This is a genomic window from Kitasatospora indigofera (assembly GCF_014655955.1).
Classification (GTDB): Bacteria; Actinomycetota; Actinomycetes; order Streptomycetales; family Streptomycetaceae; genus Kitasatospora; species Kitasatospora indigofera.
Genome location: NZ_BNBO01000039.1, coordinates 1 through 17,886, shown reverse-complemented (window position 1 = coordinate 17,886; position 17,886 = coordinate 1). Strand labels below are relative to the sequence as shown.

The following is a 17,886-nucleotide window of genomic DNA, read 5'->3' as shown; positions in this document are numbered from 1 at the left end:
TGACGGCCGTCCGCCCCCGGTGCGCCGCGCACCGGGGGCGGACGTGCCGGTGCCCCGGACTCGGCGGAAGTCCGGGGCACCGACGCATCCGGGCCGCGAGGGTCAGGCCTGCTCGTCCTCGGGCAGGGTGATCACCCAGTGGGTGTCCTGGCGGGGGCGCAGGTAGAACAGCCAGTAGAGGGTGGCCGCCGCGGTGATGCCGCCGGTCCAGAGCAGCGGCTGGACGCCGAGCTGGGTCATGATGCCGAGCAGCACCAGGATCAGCAGGACCGGCGCGGCCGGCCAGAGCGGCATCCGCCAGGCGGAGGCGTGCCGGTGGGCGCCGCGGCGGGAGAACAGCGTGGCGACCGCGACCAGCAGGTACATCCCGGTGACGGCGACGCCGGTGATCTCGGTGAGCATCTCCGCCTTGACGAAGCACAGGGCCGCGCCGGGCAGGCCGACCGCCAGGGTGGCGACCCAGGGGGAGCCGAACCGGCCCAGGGTGGAGAAGGCCTTGTTGACCGGCTCGGGCCAGGCCTTGTCGCGGGCCGAGGCGAACAGCACCCGGGAGTTCTGGATCACCATCACGATGCCGGCGTTGATGATGGCGAGCGCGACGCAGAGGCTGATGAAGGTGCCGACCGCGGAGTTGCTCCAGGTGGTGACCAGGCCGGAGATGTCGCCGTCGGTCAGGGTCTGCAGGTCGGGGGCGCCCACGGTGATGGCGGCGACCGGCACCAGGATGACGGCGGTCGAGATGGCGAGCGTCCACAGCACGGTGCGCGAGACGTTGCGGCGCGGGTTCTCCAGCTCCTCGGAGAGGTACACGGCGGTGCTGAAGCCCTGGGTGATGAAGAGCGCGATGCCGATGGCGCCGACGATGGCGCCCATGCTGACGGTGGTGGCGACGCCGCCGTCACCGGCCACCACGCCGTGCACCAGGCTGGGGGCGCCGGCGTTCGCGTGGCTGAAGCCGAGCACCGAGACCACACCGGCGGCGATGACCTCCAGGACGAGGAAGATGCCGGTGATCCAGGCGTTGGCACGCAGGTCCAGCAGGCCGGCCAGGGTGGCGGCGAGCATCACCGCGGCGCCGGCGACGGGCGCGCTGACGTGGACGATCGGGGCCAGGTAGTCGGCGGTGCCGAGGGCGATGACCGAGGGGACGATCATCACCACGATCAGGGACAGGACGAAGACCAGCCAGCCGGCCAGCCGCCCGGCGAGGGTGCCGACCATCGCGTACTCGCCGCCGGCGCTGGGGATCAGCGTGCCGAGCTCAGAGTAGCAGAACGCCACGGCGATGCAGAGGACCGAGCCGATGGCGATGGCGAGGGCGGTCGCACTGCCGATGCTGGAGAAGAGGTCCGGGACGATGACGAAGAGCGTCGAGGCCGGGGTCACGCAGGACAGCGTGAGCAGTGTGCCACCCACCACGCCGATCGAGCGCTTGAGCTTCTGGGGGTGGGTGCCGCTGCCGTCGGGCGCCGGGTCGGCGGCTACGGCGAGTGGCGGGCGAAGCGTGTCGGTCATGGGGCTTCCGATCGGCTCTGTGCGGTCCTGGGGAGGGGAGCGGTATCGCCTCCGCTGACTGGGTCTCGTGGGTTGTCGGTCCTGTCGCTCCCGAGGCGCAATGGAACCTTGTGCGTATTGATTGCGTCAACGGCCGATCAGCTTCGGAATCCGTTGCCGAAGGGCGCTCAGACACCCGATCTCAAGATCACTCTTCGTAATTGTCAACTATGTCCGACTTGTTTGTTTCCTCAAATCCATGATGAATCAAAGGTGAACGGCGTATTGCATGGCTGATTCAAAGGCTTCCTGGCCTGCTGGGGGTCGGTCACCCAGGCGGCCGCCTGGGCCTCCGGCCGCCCCCGCGGACCTGCGGGAACCGCAGCCCGGGCCCGGAAGAAACTCCATAACGTTTCGGCCCGTGGACGCCGAAGGGCCGGACCCCCGAAGGAGTCCGGCCCTGATGGTCACTACGGGTCACCGAACGGCGGGCCCGGGACCGTGGATCATGCCGACGGCAGCCAGCCCGTCTGGACCATCTGGCCGCTGGCGATCCGGCGCGAGACGAACATGCCGCGGCCCGGCGGCAGCTGCTGCGGCTTGACGGTGCCGAGCAGCGCGCCCTCGTCCTTGTTGCCGGAGAGGATGATGCCCTGGCCGCCCAGCTCCTTCATCCGCTGCATGACCGGCTCGTACATCGAGCGGCTGGCACCGCCCGCGCTGCGGGCGATGATCACGCGCAGGCCGATGTCCCGCGCGAACGGCAGGAACTCGGCGAGCGGCGCCATCGGGTTGCCCGACTGGGTCGCCACCAGCTCGTAGTCGTCCACGATCACGAACATGTCCTTGCCGCTGTACCAGCTGCGGTTGCGCAGCTGCTCGGCGGTCACGTCCGGGCCGGGCAGACGGCGCGAGCAGGCGCCGCGCAGCATCTCCACGATGCTGGTCATCGCGGGGGCGGCCGCCGCGTACTCCACCAGGTACTCCGGCGGGACGGTGCCCAGCAGCGCCCGGCGGAAGTCGCCGACCACGATGCCGGCCTGGTCCGGGGTGTACCGCTCGGTGATCTGCTTGATCAGCATCCGCAGCAGCGCGGACTTGCCCGACTCGGTGTCGCCGAACACCATGAACAGCGGGTCGGTCTCGAAGTTGACGAAGGCCGGGGCCAGCTCCAGCTCGTCGACGCCGAAGGCCACACCGCGCTCCGGGTGCTCGAAGCCCTTGGGCAGCGAGTTCCCGTCCAGCACCGTCGGCAGCATCCTGACCTGCGGCGCTCGCGGGCCGGTCCAGGCGGCGCCGACGGCCTGCACCAGGCCGGCCACGCCGTCCAGCAGGTCCGCCGCGGAGGACGAGCCGTCCAGTCGCGGCAGGCCGGCCAGGAAGTGCAGCTTGCCCGCGGTGATGCCGCGTCCGGGCTGCCCGGCGGGGACGTTCTGGGCGACCTTGCGGTCCACCTCGGACTCCATCGCGTCACCGAGGCGGAGCTCGGTGCGGTTCTGCAGCAGGTCCTTCAGGGCCGGGCGGACCTCGGCGTAGCGGGCCGCGGTGACCACCAGGTGGACGCCGTAGCCGAGGCCGCGCTGGGCGATGTCGCCGATGACCGGCTCCAGCAGCTCGAACTCCTGCTTGAAGGTGAGCCAGCCGTCGATGACCAGGAAGACGTCGCCGAACTGCTCGTCGGGCAGCTGGCCGGCCGCCCGGCGGGTGCGGTAGGTGCCGATCGAGTCGATGCCGGTCGCGCGGAACAGCTCCTCGCGCCGGTTCAGCACCCCGTGCACCTCGCTGACCATGCGCCGGACCTTCTCGGCGTCCAGCCGGCCGGCGACCCCGCCGACGTGCGGCAGGTCCTGCAGCCCCTGGAAGCCGCCACCGCCGAAGTCCAGCAGGTAGAACTGCGTCTCGACCGGCGTGTGGGTGACGGCGAAGCCGGCCACCATGGTGCGGACCAGGGTGGACTTGCCGGACAGCGGGCCGCCGACGATCAGACCGTGGCCGGCCGCGCCGGAGTAGTCCTGGTAGAGCACGTCGCGGCGCTGGTCACGCGGCTTGTCGACGATGCCGACCGGCACCACCAGGCGGCCCAGCGCACCGAACTCGGGGGAGGTCAGGCCGCGTTCGGGCGTCGCCTGGAGCGGCGGGACGAGCCCGTCCACGCTGGGGGACTCGTCCAGCGGCGGCAGCCACACCTGGTGCGCGGCCGGGCCCTGGCCCTGCATCCGCTGCACGAACACGTCCAGCACGGTGTCGACCAGAGCGTCGTCGATCTCCTCGACCTCCGGCTCGATCTCCTGCACGACCGGCTCGACCACCGGCACCTCGGCGGCGGTGAACAGCACCGGCCGCGCGGTGACCACCCGGCCGCTGACCCGCTGCTGCCCGGGGGCGCGGTACGGGCCGGAGACGTACGCGGCCTTGAAGCGGTCCATCACGTCGGTGCCGAACTTCAGGTAGCCGACACCGGGCACCGGCGGCAGGTGGTAGGCGTCGGGGACGCCGATCGCGGCGCGCGACTCGGCGGCCGAGAAGGTCCGCAGGCCGATCCGGTACGAGAGGTAGGTGTCCAGGCCGCGGAGCTTGCCCTCCTCCAGGCGCTGCGAGGCGAGCAGCAGGTGCACACCCAGGGACCGGCCGATCCGGCCGATCTGGATGAACATCTCGATGAAGTCCGGCTTGGCGGTGAGGAGTTCGGAGAACTCGTCGATGATCAGGACGAGCGAGGGCAGCGGGTCGAGCGCGGCGCCGGCGGCCCGGGCCCGCTCGTACTCGTTGAGGTTGGCGTAGTTGCCGGCCGACCGGAGCAGCTCCTGACGGCGGTTCATCTCGCCCTCGATCGCGTCCCGCATGCGGTCGACGAGGGTGAGCTCGCCCTCCAGGTTGGTGATCACGGCCGAGGTGTGCGGCATGTCCGCCATGCCGGCGAAGGTCGCACCACCCTTGAAGTCGGCGAGGACGAAGTTGAGGATCTCCGAGGAGTGCGTCATCGCCAGCGCCAGCACCAGGGTGCGCAGCAGCTCGGACTTGCCGGAGCCGGTCGCGCCGACGCACAGGCCGTGCGGGCCCATGCCCTCCAGCGCGGCCTCCTTGATGTCCAGGTGGACCAGCTCGCCGTTGGCGCCGACGCCGATCGGCACCCGCAGCCGCTCGTGACTGGGGCGCGGGCGCCAGGTGCGCGAGACGTCGAAGGAGCCCGGGTCGCCGGAGCCCATCAGGTCGGTGAAGTCCAGGTTGGACAGCAGCGGTTCGTCGTCGCCGCCGGCCGAGATCCGGTACGGCGCCAGCTGGCGGGCCAGCGCCTCGGACTGCCAGGAGGAGAGCACGTCCGGCTGGCCGGTGTACGAGGCGCCGGAGGCGGACTGCAGCAGCAGCTCGTCCGGCGTGACGGTGACGACCAGGTGGCCGGTGGGCTCGTCCAGGTCACCGGGGACGACCTCGATGATGGTGACGCCGTGCACGCCCTCGGCGCTCGCCAGCAGCGAGTCGTGCGGCACGGCCGCACCGTCCATGATCACGATGATGTGCGGCTGGTCCGGGCCGGGGGTGGCGTCGCGGGTGAACCGCTGGCGTCCCGACAGCTCGTTCTCCAGCAGCTGCTCCAGCTCGCCCAGGCCGCCGGCGATCAGGCGGCGCGAGCCGGCCCCGTCGTTCTCCTTGCGGTGCTGGGTGTGCGGCAGCCACTTGGTCCACTCCCACTCGTCCAGCGCACCCGGGGCGGCGGCGACCGCCACCATCAGGTCCTCCGGCGAGTGCAGCGTGGTGAGCTGGGCGATCATCGCCCGGACGTTGCCGTACACGGTGTCCGGGTCGCCGCACACCGTGATGTGGTAGAACGCCCGCAGCGAGACGGCCAACGGCAGGTCCTGCAGCGTCCCGTGGGACTTCAGGAAGGTGTGCATCGCGGCCGCCGCCAGCGGCTCCAGCTCCTCCATCGGAGCGGTCTGCGGCGCGACCAGCGGCGTCGACAGCTGCTGGGGCCCCCGGCCCAGCCGGATCTGCGCGAAGTCGGGATCGCTCGGCCTGCGCTCCCACAGCCGCCGGCCCTCGGCCACGATCGACCACAGCTGGTCCGGCTCCGGGTGCAGGAACAGCTGCGCGCCGCGCTGGCGGTCGGCCGTCCGGCGGACCTGACGGCGCATCTGCTGCAGGTACTTCAGGTAGTCCCGGCGCTCGTCGGCGGTGCCGGAGTTGCCACCCTTGCGGGAGCGGATGATCTGCGCGACCGCCATCCCGACGGTCGAGGCGATCATCAGCCCGCCCATGATCTTCATCGGGCCCTGTGCGCCGGGCGAGAAGAAGAAGGCCGCCGAACCGCCCATGCCGAGCAGCGGCAGCATGTTCATCATCCAGTCCTCGCCACCCATCCTGGGCAGCTCGGGCGGAGTAACCAGCTCCACCGGCGCGTCCGGCACCGCGGGCGGATACGCCCTCGCCGGACGCTTGACGGTCACAACGCTCACAACAGCATCAGCCCTCACGCAACTGGATACGTACGGGTGAGGACGCCCCGTGTGATGACGCCGCCCCCGCTCCGCCGACCGCAGGCAGCACGGAGGGGCGCTTCCCACCCCCGTCGCCTTGCGCAGGGGCCGATCCTACTGGTCGCCCACGGACACCCCGCCGCCGGGCGGGCCCCCGCCGCCGGAGCGGCCCGGCATGCGCGCGAACCGCGGAGGAATCGTGTGCCCCGGCGGGACGACCCGCGCGGGTCCGGCGTGAACGCCCTTCCCCCGCAACGGCACCGGCCCGCCCCGGCCGCCCGGCGCCCGGTGCCCGCCGGGGCGGGCCGTCCTGAGCGGGCAGGGCCGCCACGCGACGGGTGCGGGGCGGGCGGTAGGGTAACGCCGCGCCAACTCTCGGCCGGATCGTGTCAGTTCCGCCGGTCCGGGGACCGGCGCGACACGGGAAGCTGACCGAAGCCCGCAGGGGCGGCAGTCAACGAGGCACAGTCAACGAGGGGGAGCGCTGGTGAGCGCCAACGCAACGACCGGGTTCTGCCGGGTCACCGTTGTGGCACCGGACAGCCGGATCGACGTCGCACTGCCGGAGGACGTCCCGCTCGCGGACGTCTACCCCGAGGTGCTGAGGCTGTCCGGGCAGACCCAGCCGGACGGCGCCCCGACCGGGTTCCACCTGGTGCGCCGCGACGGCACCGTGCTCGACAGCGGCCTGCCGCTGGCCGCCCAGCAGGTCCGCGACGGCGACCTGCTGAGTCTGCGTCCGTTCGCCGAGTCGCTGCCGCCGGCCGTCTACGACGACGTGGCCGACGCGATCGCCACCGCCGTCGAGGCCGACCGCCGGTTCTGGAGCCCCGAGCTGATGCGGGCGTTCGGCCTGATCGGCGCCGGCGTGCTGCTCGCGCTGCTCGGCTTCGCGCTCTGGTTCTCCGACCTGCGGCACGACATGCACGGCCTGGCCGGGATCCTCTCCGGCGTGACCGCCGTGGTGCTCACCGCCTTCGCCGCCGTCCGCGCCCGGGTCTACCAGGACCACGACGCGGCCCTGGCGCTCGGCCTCGGCGCCCTGCCGCACGCCCTGATCGGCGGCAGCGGCATCATCGCCGTCGCGGCCCTGGGCGACGGGCCGGGCCGGCTGCAGTTCCTGACCGGCTGCGTCGCCGTCCTGGTGGTGTCCGTCCTGCTCGTCGGCCTGCTGCCGGAGAAGGACTCCATCTTCGTCGCCTCCGCCTTCCTGGCGGCTGCCGGCACCTTCGCCACCTTCGCCGCGGTACTGCTGCCGGGCACCGCGGCCAGCCACATCGCGGCCGTCACCGGCGTCGCCGCGGTCGCGGTGATCGGCTTCCTGCCGGGCCTGTCCGCCCGCTTCGCCCGGCTGCCCGTCGGCTTCAGCGCCCCCGGCCAGGCCCGCACCCGCAGCCGCGACTACGACGAGGAGAGCTCGCGCGCCGAGAGCGTCCAGTACGAGCGGATCGCGCAGCAGGCCCGCCGCGGCCACGAGGTGCTGGTCGGCCTGGTCGGCGGCTGCGCCGCGGTGATCGTCGGCGCCTGCACCGTGCTCGGCTTCACCGACGCGCTGTTCCCGCAGCTGCTCGCCCTGACCATCGGCATCGCGACCATGCTGCGCGCGCGGCTGTTCCGCTACACCGCGCAGGTCTTCAGCCTCACCATCGCCGGCCTGCTGGGCCTGTCGCTGCTGATCCTGGGCCTGTCGCTGCACACCCCGCTGTTCCTGCTGAAGGTCCACCCCGGCAGCACCTCGGCGGACCTGCGGACCATCTGGCTGGGCGCCTCGATCGCGTTCGGCGCGGCCGTGCTGACCGCGATCGCGCTGGTCGTCCCGCGGCTGGGCGTCTCGCCGTTCTGGGGCCGCATCCTCGACCTGGTCGACAGCCTGACCCTGATGGCGCTCGTCCCGCTGACGCTGGCCGTGCTCGACATCTACAACCTGGTGCGCGGCGCCACCGGCTGACCGCCGCGCCGACCCGTCCGGTGCCCGCCGCCGACCCCGTCCGGGGGCCGGTGGCGGGCACTGGTACGCTTGGCCATTGAGCGCAGCCGTGCGCCCCGGCCCGAGGCCGGGTGAACCGCGGCGGCGCCCGAAGTACGACACCGAGTCCTTTCAAGATCCTGTGCCGTAGACCAGGATCGCTCGGATCACCTTGAAGGAGTTGCTGTGGCTCTCGACGCCGCTGTCAAGAAGCAGATCTTCGCCGAGTTCGGCCAGAAGGAGGGCGACACCGGCTCCCCCGAGGTCCAGGTCGCCATGCTCTCGCGCCGGATCTCGGACCTGACCGAGCACCTCAAGCTGCACAAGCACGACCACCACTCGCGTCGTGGCCTGCTGATCCTCGTCGGTCAGCGCCGTCGCCTGCTGCAGTACCTGGCCAAGAAGGACATCGAGCGCTTCCGTACGCTCGTCGACCGTCTGGGCATCCGTCGCGGTGCCGCCGGCGGCGCCCGCTAAGACCGCCGCTCGGGGCGGCTCCCCACACCGGGGAGCCGCCCCTCGCGCGTATGCCGCCCGTGGTGGGCGGCACATAACAACTCGCGTCCACCTCCCCGGGTGGCCGAGGATTGCACCGTAGGGTTATGGGCATGCCGGGTGATGGCGCAAACGGAGCGCCGCCCGGGCATCAGCCCGAACCCCACGCGGGACGAAGGCTTCAAACGGAAGCCGCCCGCATCCAGGAGAGCGTCCAGCCGCGACCGCCGACCAAGGCCTGGCAGCCGAGAGTCGCCGGTCCTCGGTAGTGGCCGCCGGAAACCCCGCAGACCGAGCGGGGCGCCCCGGAGGCTTCGATCGAAGACCGGCCCGACCGCCAGCCCTTGCAGAAGGGCCCAGGGCCACCGGCAGGCAAGCGCAGGGACGCTCTCCGGGAGACGTACGAAAGAGGAGATCTTCCAGGTGGAAGAGAACGTGTTCTACGCCGAGGCCGTCATCGACAACGGTTCCTTCGGCACCCGTACCATCCGCTTCGAGACCGGCCGTCTGGCCCGTCAGGCCGCCGGCTCCGCCGTGGCCTACCTCGACGACGACACCATGGTGCTGTCGGCCACCAGCGCGTCCAAGCAGCCGAAGGAGCACTTCGACTTCTTCCCGCTGACCGTGGACGTCGAGGAGCGGATGTACGCCGCGGGCCGGATCCCCGGTTCGTTCTTCCGTCGTGAGGGCCGGCCGTCCGAGGACGCCATCCTCACCTGCCGTCTGATCGACCGCCCGCTGCGCCCGTCCTTCGTCAAGGGCCTGCGCAACGAGATCCAGGTCGTCGTCACCGTGATGGCGCTCAACCCGGACCACCTGTACGACGTGGTGGCCATCAACGCCGCCTCGGCGTCCACCCAGCTGGCGGGCCTGCCGTTCTCCGGCCCGATCGGTGGCGTCCGCGTCGCGCTGATCAAGGGCCAGTGGGTGGCCTTCCCGACCCACAGCGAGCTCGAGGACGCCGTCTTCGACATGGTCGTGGCCGGCCGCACGCTGCCGGACGGCGACGTCGCGATCATGATGGTCGAGGCCGAGGCCACCGACAAGACGATCAAGCTCGTCGAGGGCGGCGCCGACGCGCCGACCGAGGACGTGGTCGCCGCCGGTCTGGACGCCGCGAAGCCGTTCATCAAGGTCCTGTGCGCCGCGCAGTCCCAGCTGGCCGCCCAGGCCGCCAAGCCCACCGGCGAGTTCCCGGTCTTCCTGGACTACCAGGACGACGTGTTCGCCGCCCTGACCAACGCGGTCAAGGACGAGCTGGCCCAGGCGCTCACCATCCCGGGCAAGCAGGAGCGCAACAACGAGCTGGACCGCGTCAAGGCGATCGCCGCCGAGAAGCTCCTGCCGGAGTTCGAGGGTCGCGAGAAGGAGATCAGCGCCGCGTACAACGCGCTGACCAAGAAGGTCGTGCGCGAGCGCGTCATCAAGGACAAGGTCCGCATCGACGGCCGCGGCGTGACGGACATCCGTACGCTGGCCGCCGAGGTCGAGGCCATCCCGCGCGTGCACGGCTCGGCCCTGTTCGAGCGTGGCGAGACCCAGATCCTGGGCGTCACCACCCTGAACATGCTCCGCATGGAGCAGCAGCTCGACACGCTCTCCCCGGAGACGCGTCGCCGCTACATGCACAACTACAACTTCCCGCCGTACTCGGTCGGCGAGACCGGCCGCGTGGGCTCGCCCAAGCGCCGCGAGATCGGCCACGGCGCGCTGGCGGAGCGGGCGATCATCCCCGTGCTGCCGACCCGCGAGGAGTTCCCCTACGCGATCCGCCAGGTCTCCGAGGCGCTGAGCTCCAACGGCTCCACCTCGATGGGCTCGGTCTGCGCCTCCACCATGTCGCTGCTGAACGCCGGTGTGCCGCTGAAGGCCGCCGTCGCCGGCATCGCCATGGGCCTCATCTCGCAGGAGATCGACGGTGAGACGCACTACGTCGCGCTGACCGACATCCTGGGTGCCGAGGACGCGTACGGCGACATGGACTTCAAGGTCGCCGGTACCCGCAACTTCATCACCGCCCTCCAGCTGGACACCAAGCTGAACGGCATCCCGGCCTCCGTCCTCGCGGCCGCCCTCAAGCAGGCCAAGGACGCCCGTCTGCACATCCTCGATGTGATGAACGAGGCCATCGACGCGCCCGACGAGATGTCGCCGAACGCGCCGCGCATCATCACCATCAAGATCCCGGTGGACAAGATCGGTGAGGTCATCGGCCCCAAGGGCAAGATGATCAACCAGATCCAGGAGGACACCGGCGCGGACATCACCATCGAGGACGACGGCACCATCTACATCGGTGCGGTCGACGGTCCCTCGGCGGAGGCTGCCCGTACGACGATCAACCAGATCGCCAACCCGACCATGCCGGAGGTCGGCGAGCGCTACCTGGGCACCGTGGTGAAGACCACGACGTTCGGCGCGTTCGTGTCGCTCATGCCGGGCAAGGACGGCCTGCTGCACATCTCGCAGATCCGCAAGCTCGCCGGTGGCAAGCGCGTGGAGAACGTCGAGGACGTGCTGGCCGTCGGCGCCAAGGTCCAGGTCGAGATCGCCGAGATCGACCCGCGCGGCAAGCTCTCGCTGATCCCGGTCGTCGAGGGCGAAGAGGGCGCTGACGCGGCCTCGGCGGCCGAGTGACGGTCCGCCCCTAGCTCCACCGCGGCCCGCACACTCCGGACTCGGAGCGTGCGGGCCGCACCCTGTTGTCATTGCATTGCTTGAGAGGAACACTCGTGGCCCAGGCCTCGGCTGCGAAGCAGCGCCCCGGCACCACCCGCACCCTGCTGAAGGGCACCGACGGAGCCGGCACCGTCCGCCGTACCGTCCTCCCGGGCGGCCTGCGGGTCGTCACCGAGACCCTGCCGACGGTGCGCTCCGCGACCTTCGGCATCTGGGTCGGCGTCGGCTCCCGGGACGAGACCCCGGTGCTGAACGGCGCCACGCACTACCTGGAGCACCTGCTCTTCAAGGGCACCGAGCGGCGCAGCGCCCTGGACATCTCGGCCGCCCTGGACGCGGTCGGCGGCGAGATGAACGCCTTCACCGCGAAGGAGAACACCTGCTACTACGCGCGGGTGCTCGACACCGACCTGCCGCTGGCCATAGACGTGGTATGCGACATGCTCACCGGTTCGCTGATCCGCACCGAGGACGTGGAGGCCGAGCGCGGCGTCATCCTTGAGGAGATGGCGATGGCCGAGGACGACCCGGGCGACGTCGTGCACGACCTCTTCGCCAAGGTGATCTACGGCACCGGCCCGCTCGGCCGCCCGATCCTCGGCACCCAGGAGACGGTGAAGAACCTCTCCCGCGACCAGATCGCCGGCTTCTTCCAGCGCCGCTACCGGCCCGAGAACCTGGTCGTCGCGGCAGCGGGCAACCTGGACCACCGCAAGGTCGTCAAGCAGGTCGAGCAGGCCTTCGCCGCCGTCCTGGCCAAGTCCGACGCCGCCCCCACCGAGGCCCGCCGCGGGGTCAAGGCCCTGCGTACGGCCGGCCGGGTGGAGACCCTCAACCGCCCGACCGAGCAGGCCCACCTGGTGCTCGGCGTGCCCGGCGTGCCGCGCCACGACGAGCGCCGCTGGGCGCTGGGCGTGCTGAACGCCGTGCTCGGCGGCGGCATGAGCTCGCGGCTCTTCCAGGAGGTCCGGGAGAAGCGCGGCCTGGCCTACTCCGTGTACTCCTACTCCTCCTCGTACTCCGACAGCGGCCTGTTCGGCATCTACGCGGGCTGCCAGCCCAAGCGGGTGGAGCAGGTGCTGGAGATCTGCCGCGCCGAGCTCGCCAAGGTGATCGAGGAGGGCATCACCGAGGAGGAGCTGCGCCGTGCGATCGGCCAGATCTCCGGCTCCACCGTGCTCGGCATGGAGGACACCGGCTCGCTGATGAACCGGATCGGCAAGGCCGAGCTCAGCTACGGCCACCACCTCTCGGTGGACGACATGCTGGCGAAGATCGCCGCCGTCACCCTGGACGACGTCCACGCGGTCGCGCGGGACGTGCTGGGCGCGCACCGGCCCTCGCTGGCGCTGATCGGCCCGATCACCGCGAAGCGGGCCGACAAGCTCGCCGACCTGCTCGCCTGAAACCAGTCCGCTCGTACCGGGCGCTCCGCCCGGCTCGCTCGTTGCTCGTCGGAAAGGACGAACTCATGACGCTGCGCGTCGCCGTCATCGGGGCCAGGGGCCGGATCGGCTCGGAGGCGGTCAGGGCCGTCGAGGCGGCCCCCGACCTCGAACTGGTCGCCGCCCTCGGCCGGGACTCCGACCTGGGCGAGCTGACCGGTGCGGGGGCCGAGGTCGCCGTCGAACTGACCCACCCCGACTCGGTGATGCGCAACCTGGAGTTCTGCGCCGCCAACGGCATCCACACCGTGGTCGGCACCACCGGCTGGACCCCGGAGCGGATCGAGCTGCTGGAGGGCTGGCTGGCGGCCTCCCCGGGCACCGGCACGCTGATCGCGCCGAACTTCTCCATCGGCGCCGTCCTGACCATGCAGTTCGCCCAGCAGGCGGCCAAGTACTTCGAGTCCGTCGAGGTCGTCGAGCTGCACCACAACCGGAAGGCCGACGCGCCCTCCGGCACCGCCACCCGGACCGCCCAGCTGATCGCCGCCGCCCGGGACGCGGCCGGCCTGCCCCGGCAGTCGGACCCGACCACGCACGGCCTGCCCGGCGCGCGCGGCGCCGACGTGGACGGGGTGCCGGTGCACGCCGTCCGGCTGCGCGGCCTGCTGGCGCACCAGGAGGTGCTGTTCGGCGACACCGGCGAGACCCTGACGATCCGTCACGACTCGCTGCACCACAGCTGCTTCATGCCCGGCATCCTGCTCGGCGTGCGCCGGGTGACGGAGACCCCGGGGCTGACCTTCGGCCTTGAGAACTTCCTGGACCTGTGAGCACCCCATGACCTCCCGCACCGGTTTCTTCGCCCTGTCCGCCGTCCTGCTGCTGGTCGCGGTGATCTGCGTCGGCGAGGGCGTCCAGCTGATCGCCACCGGCAAGCCGCTGGGGGTCGGCCTGGGCGTCTGCGCCTTCGTCATCCCCGGGATCGGCGTGTGGTTCCTGCGCCAGACCGTCCGGTTCGGCCGGGCCAGCGAGCGGATGGCCCGGGAGCTGGAGGCCGAGGGCGGCCTGCCGGTGGACGAGCTGCGGCGCACCCCCGGCGGCCGGATCGACCGCGCCTCGGCCGACGAGGTGTTCGCCCGCCGCCAGGACGAGGCCGAGGCGGCCCCGGGGGACTGGAGGGTGTGGTTCCGCCTCGCCGTGGCCTACGCGGACGCCGGTGACACCCCCAGGGCCCGCAGGACGATGCAGCACGCCATCCGCCTGCATGCCGCGTCCGGCCCCGCGCCGGTCGCGGGCTAGGCTGTCGGCCGTCACGAAGCCTTACCTCTGGAGGAGATCTTCGCGTGAGCGACGAAGTGGGTACCGACCCGCAGTTCCGCAGCGACGTCACGGTGGAGCTGGTCCGCAGCGCCGCCGCCGACTCGGACGTCATCTGGGCGGCCCGGGTCTCGACCGCGGGCGAGCAGTCCCTGGAGGAGGTCCGCAAGGACCCGGAGAAGTCCAAGGGCCTGATCAACTTCTTGATGCGGGACCGGCACGGCACGCCCTTCGAGCACAACTCGATGACCTTCTTCATCAGCGCGCCGATCTTCGTCTTCCGCGAGTTCCACCGGCACCGCAGCGGCTGGTCGTACAACGAGGAGTCCGGCCGCTACCGCGAGCTGCAGCCGGTGTTCTACGTGCCGGGCGAGGAGCGCAAGCTCGTCCAGCAGGGGCGTCCGGGCAAGTACGAGTTCGTCGAGGGCACCGAGAAGCAGCACGCCGTCGTGGTCGAGCAGATGGCCGCCTCCTACCAGGCCTCGTACCGGGCCTACCAGGAGATGCTGGCCGCCGGCGTCGCCCGCGAGGTGGCCCGGGCCGTGCTGCCGGTCGGCCTGTTCTCCTCGATGTACGCGACCTGCAACGCGCGCTCGCTGATGCACTTCCTGTCGCTGCGGACCAAGGACGACCGGGCCACCGTGCCGTCCTTCCCGCAGCGCGAGATCGAGATGGTCGCGGAGCAGATGGAGGCGCAGTGGGCCGAGCTCATGCCGCTCACCCATGCGGCCTTCAACGCCCACGGCCGGGTCGCCCCCTGACCTGGGGCGATAGGCATATGGACGGTTTGCGGCCCATGTCTGGATTGCGGCTTTTCTAGCCGCTCCCTAGGCTCAAGCCACGGATTCCGGTGCTGCTTGAACCCCCGAGCATGCAGCACCGGAATCCCATGTCCGCCGGGTCCCTGGACCCGCCGGCGACCGTCGTACCGGCTTCTCACCTGTCCGAACCCTGGACCGGCATGGGTACCCCCCCGCCGCCTACGAGTAGTTTTGGACGCATGGCTCCGACCTCCACCCCCCAGACACCCTTCGGCCGGGTCCTGACCGCGATGGTGACCCCGTTCACCGCCGACGGCGGTCTCGACCTCGACGGCGCGCAGCGCCTCGCCGCGCACCTCGTCGACTCCGGCAACGACGGCCTCGTCGTCAACGGCACCACCGGCGAATCGCCGACGACCAGTGACTCCGACAAGGCCCAGCTGGTCCGCGCCGTGGTGGAGGCGGTAGGGGACCGGGCCCACGTGGTCGCCGGCGTCGGCACCAACGACACCCGCCACAGCGCCGAGCTGGCCCGCCAGGCCGAGGCCGCCGGCGCGCACGGACTGCTGGTCGTCACGCCGTACTACAGCAAGCCCCCGCAGGAGGGGCTCTACCGGCACACCGTGCACATCGCGGACTCCACCGGGCTGCCCGTGATGCTGTACGACATCCCCGGCCGCAGCGGCGTGCCGTTCAGCCACGAGACGCTGGTCCGGCTCGGCGAGCACCCGCGGATCGTCGCGAACAAGGACGCCAAGGGCGACCTGGGCGCCGCCGCCTGGGCGATCGCGCGATCGGACCTGGCCTGGTACTCCGGCGACGACATCCTGACCCTGCCGCTGCTCTCGGTCGGCGCGGTCGGCGTCGTCAGCGTGGTCGGTCACCTGGTCGCCCCCGAGCTGCGGACCATGATCGACGCCTTCGCGGCGGGCGACACCGCCAAGGCGGCCGCCGTCCACCAGAGCCTGCTGCCCGTCTTCAGCGGTATGTTCCGCACCCAGGGAGTCATCCTCACCAAGGCCGCGCTGGAGCTCCAGAAGCTGCCGGGCGGCCCGCTGCGGCTGCCGCTGGTCGGGGCGACTCCCGAGGAGATTGAGCAATTGAAGGAGGATCTCGCCGCCGGCGGGGTACACCTGTAGCAGACGCAGACGTGCGCGCCCCGGCTCGCCGGGTCCCCGTGGACCCGCCGCTGAACCGGATGACGGCGCGAGAGCACCAAGGCCTAGTAGGAAACCGACACTGAGTACGCACGCCATATGTCTCCAGGGGGAGGACCCCGGGCATATGGCGTGCGGTGTAAGGAGAGTCTTTTGAGCCACCCGCACCCTGAACTCGGCGCGCCCCCCGCACTGAAGGAGGGCGCCCTCCGCGTCACCCCGCTCGGCGGCCTCGGCGAGATCGGCCGCAACATGACGGTCCTCGAATTCGGCGGCCGCCTTCTCATCATCGACTGCGGCGTCCTCTTCCCCGAGGACGAGCAGCCCGGCGTGGACCTGATCCTGCCGGACTTCAGCTCCATCCGGGACCGCCTCGACAAGATCGACGGCATCGTCCTCACCCACGGGCACGAGGACCACATCGGCGCCGTCCCGTACCTGCTCCGGGAGAACCCGGACATCCCGCTGATCGGCTCCAAGCTGACCCTCGCACTGATCGAGGCCAAGCTCGCCGAGCACCGGATCCGCCCGTACGTGCTGGAGGTCAAGGAGGGCGAGCGCGAGCGCATCGGCCCCTTCGACTGCGAGTTCATCGCCGTCAACCACTCCATCCCGGACGCCCTGGCCGTCGCCGTCCGCACCCCCGCGGGCATGGTCGTCGCCACCGGTGACTTCAAGATGGACCAGCTGCCACTGGACGGCCGCCTCACCGACCTGCCGGCCTTCGCCAAGCTGGCGGAGGAGGGCATGGACCTGCTGCTGGTGGACTCCACCAACGCCGAGGTCCCCGGTTTCATCCCGCACGAGCGGGACATCTCGGCCGCCCTGCGAAACGTTTTCGCAAGCGCGGAGAAGCGCATCATCGTGGCCTCGTTCGCGAGCCACGTGCACCGCATCCAGCAGGTGCTGGACGCCGCGCACGAGTACAAGCGCAAGGTCGCCTTCGTCGGCCGCTCGATGGTCCGCAACATGGGCATCGCCCGCGACCTCGGCTACCTGAAGGTCCCGGGGAACCTGATCGTCGACGTGAAGACGCTGGACGACCTGCCGGACAAGGACGTCGTGCTGGTCTGCACCGGCTCCCAGGGCGAGCCGATGGCGGCGCTGTCCCGGATGGCCAACCGCGACCACCAGATCCGGATCGTCGAGGGCGACACCGTGATCATGGCCTCCTCGCTCATCCCGGGCAACGAGACCGCGATCTACCGGGTCATCAACGGCCTGACCCGCTGGGGCGCGAACGTCGTCCACAAGGGCAACGCCAAGGTGCACGTCTCGGGCCACGCCTCCGCCGGCGAGCTGCTGTACTTCTTCAACATCTGCAAGCCGAAGAACCTGATGCCGGTCCACGGCGAGTGGCGCCACCTGCGGGCCTGCGCCGACCTGGGGATCAAGACCGGTGTTCCGAAGGAGCGCACGGTCATCGCCGAGGACGGCGTGGTCGTCGACCTGGAGAACGGCGTCGCGAAGATCGTCGGCAAGGTGCAGGCCGGCTACGTCTACGTGGACGGCTCCTCGGTCGGCGACATCACCGAGGCCTCGCTCAAGGACCGCCGGATCCTCGGCGAGGAGGGCTTCATCTCGGTCTTCGTCGTGGTGGACTCCAGCAGCGGCAAGATCGTGAGCGGCCCGACCATCCAGGCCCGCGGCTCCGGCATCGACGACAACGCCTTCGTGCCGGTCGTCGCCAAGCTGCAGGAGGCCCTGTCGCGCTCCGCCAACGACGGTGTTCTGGAGGTGCGCCAGATCCAGCAGCTGGTGCGCCGGGTCATCGGCAAGTGGGTCGCGGACAACTACCGCCGCCGGCCGATGATCGTGCCGGTCGTCGTCGAGGTCTGAGCCTCTGACCTGCGTCGACCGGGTCCCCGGTCGACCAGGGACCCGGTTTGACCTGGGGCAGCCCGGAGCGTAGTGTTCTCCGGGTTGCCCCAGTGGCAGCGCGCTTCTCCCCGGTAGATGTCGGATTCGGATTCGAGTTCGGTTTTGAGAGGGAAAAGCAGCCCGAGAAACTCTGATAGAGTTCGGGAGCGCCGAAAGGCCGAAGCAAATCGGATAAACGAAGCCCCGGAAAACGGAGCGGAAAACATCTGATAAGCTTCAAACACGAAAGAACGAAGCGCCCGGAGAGTTCACGAGAGTGGCTCGAAGGAAGTG

At 70.8% G+C, this 17,886-nt stretch carries 11 protein-coding genes; 9 read left to right on the top strand and 2 right to left on the bottom strand.

Annotation, left to right across the window (positions count from 1 at the left end):
- Positions 1 to 102: 102 nt before the first annotated feature.
- A complete protein-coding gene (locus tag IE329_RS27175) occupies positions 103 to 1,515 on the bottom strand; it encodes an APC family permease (RefSeq protein WP_190213627.1) in 1,413 nt (470 codons plus the stop codon).
- A gap of 485 nt (positions 1,516 to 2,000) precedes the next feature.
- A complete protein-coding gene (eccCa, locus tag IE329_RS27170; protein WP_190213626.1) occupies positions 2,001 to 5,948 on the bottom strand; it encodes a type VII secretion protein EccCa in 3,948 nt (1,315 codons plus the stop codon).
- Between the two features lie 508 nt (positions 5,949 to 6,456).
- Here eccCa and eccD point away from each other — a divergent pair.
- From eccD to IE329_RS27125, 9 genes are all read left to right on the top strand, one after another.
- Positions 6,457 to 7,917 carry a type VII secretion integral membrane protein EccD gene (eccD, locus tag IE329_RS27165; RefSeq protein WP_190213625.1) on the top strand — a complete coding sequence of 487 codons (1,461 nt, stop codon included), beginning with the start codon at positions 6,457 to 6,459 and terminating at the stop codon, positions 7,915 to 7,917.
- 204 nt (positions 7,918 to 8,121) lie between these two features.
- Complete coding sequence (gene rpsO, locus IE329_RS27160; protein ID WP_073926540.1) at positions 8,122 to 8,412, top strand: 30S ribosomal protein S15; 291 nt, start codon at positions 8,122 to 8,124, stop codon at positions 8,410 to 8,412.
- 441 nt (positions 8,413 to 8,853) lie between these two features.
- Entirely contained in the window at positions 8,854 to 11,067 is a 2,214-nt protein-coding gene (locus IE329_RS27155) for a polyribonucleotide nucleotidyltransferase (RefSeq protein ID WP_190213624.1), read from the top strand.
- Between the two features lie 95 nt (positions 11,068 to 11,162).
- Positions 11,163 to 12,515 (top strand): M16 family metallopeptidase, encoded by a 1,353-nt coding sequence (locus IE329_RS27150; protein ID WP_229927791.1) that lies wholly within the window; start codon positions 11,163 to 11,165, stop codon positions 12,513 to 12,515.
- A gap of 65 nt (positions 12,516 to 12,580) precedes the next feature.
- Complete coding sequence (dapB, locus tag IE329_RS27145; RefSeq protein WP_190213622.1) at positions 12,581 to 13,327, top strand: 4-hydroxy-tetrahydrodipicolinate reductase; 747 nt, start codon at positions 12,581 to 12,583, stop codon at positions 13,325 to 13,327.
- 7 nt (positions 13,328 to 13,334) lie between these two features.
- Positions 13,335 to 13,796 (top strand): tetratricopeptide repeat protein, encoded by a 462-nt coding sequence (locus IE329_RS27140; RefSeq protein WP_190213621.1) that lies wholly within the window; start codon positions 13,335 to 13,337, stop codon positions 13,794 to 13,796.
- 44 nt (positions 13,797 to 13,840) lie between these two features.
- Positions 13,841 to 14,575: an FAD-dependent thymidylate synthase gene (gene thyX / locus IE329_RS27135; RefSeq protein WP_190213620.1), complete on the top strand. Its 735-nt coding sequence runs from the start codon at positions 13,841 to 13,843 to the stop codon at positions 14,573 to 14,575.
- A gap of 239 nt (positions 14,576 to 14,814) precedes the next feature.
- Positions 14,815 to 15,714: a 4-hydroxy-tetrahydrodipicolinate synthase gene (gene dapA, locus IE329_RS27130; protein ID WP_190213619.1), complete on the top strand. Its 900-nt coding sequence runs from the start codon at positions 14,815 to 14,817 to the stop codon at positions 15,712 to 15,714.
- A gap of 171 nt (positions 15,715 to 15,885) precedes the next feature.
- A complete protein-coding gene (locus IE329_RS27125) occupies positions 15,886 to 17,571 on the top strand; it encodes a ribonuclease J (RefSeq protein ID WP_190213618.1) in 1,686 nt (561 codons plus the stop codon).
- Positions 17,572 to 17,886 lie beyond the last annotated feature (315 nt).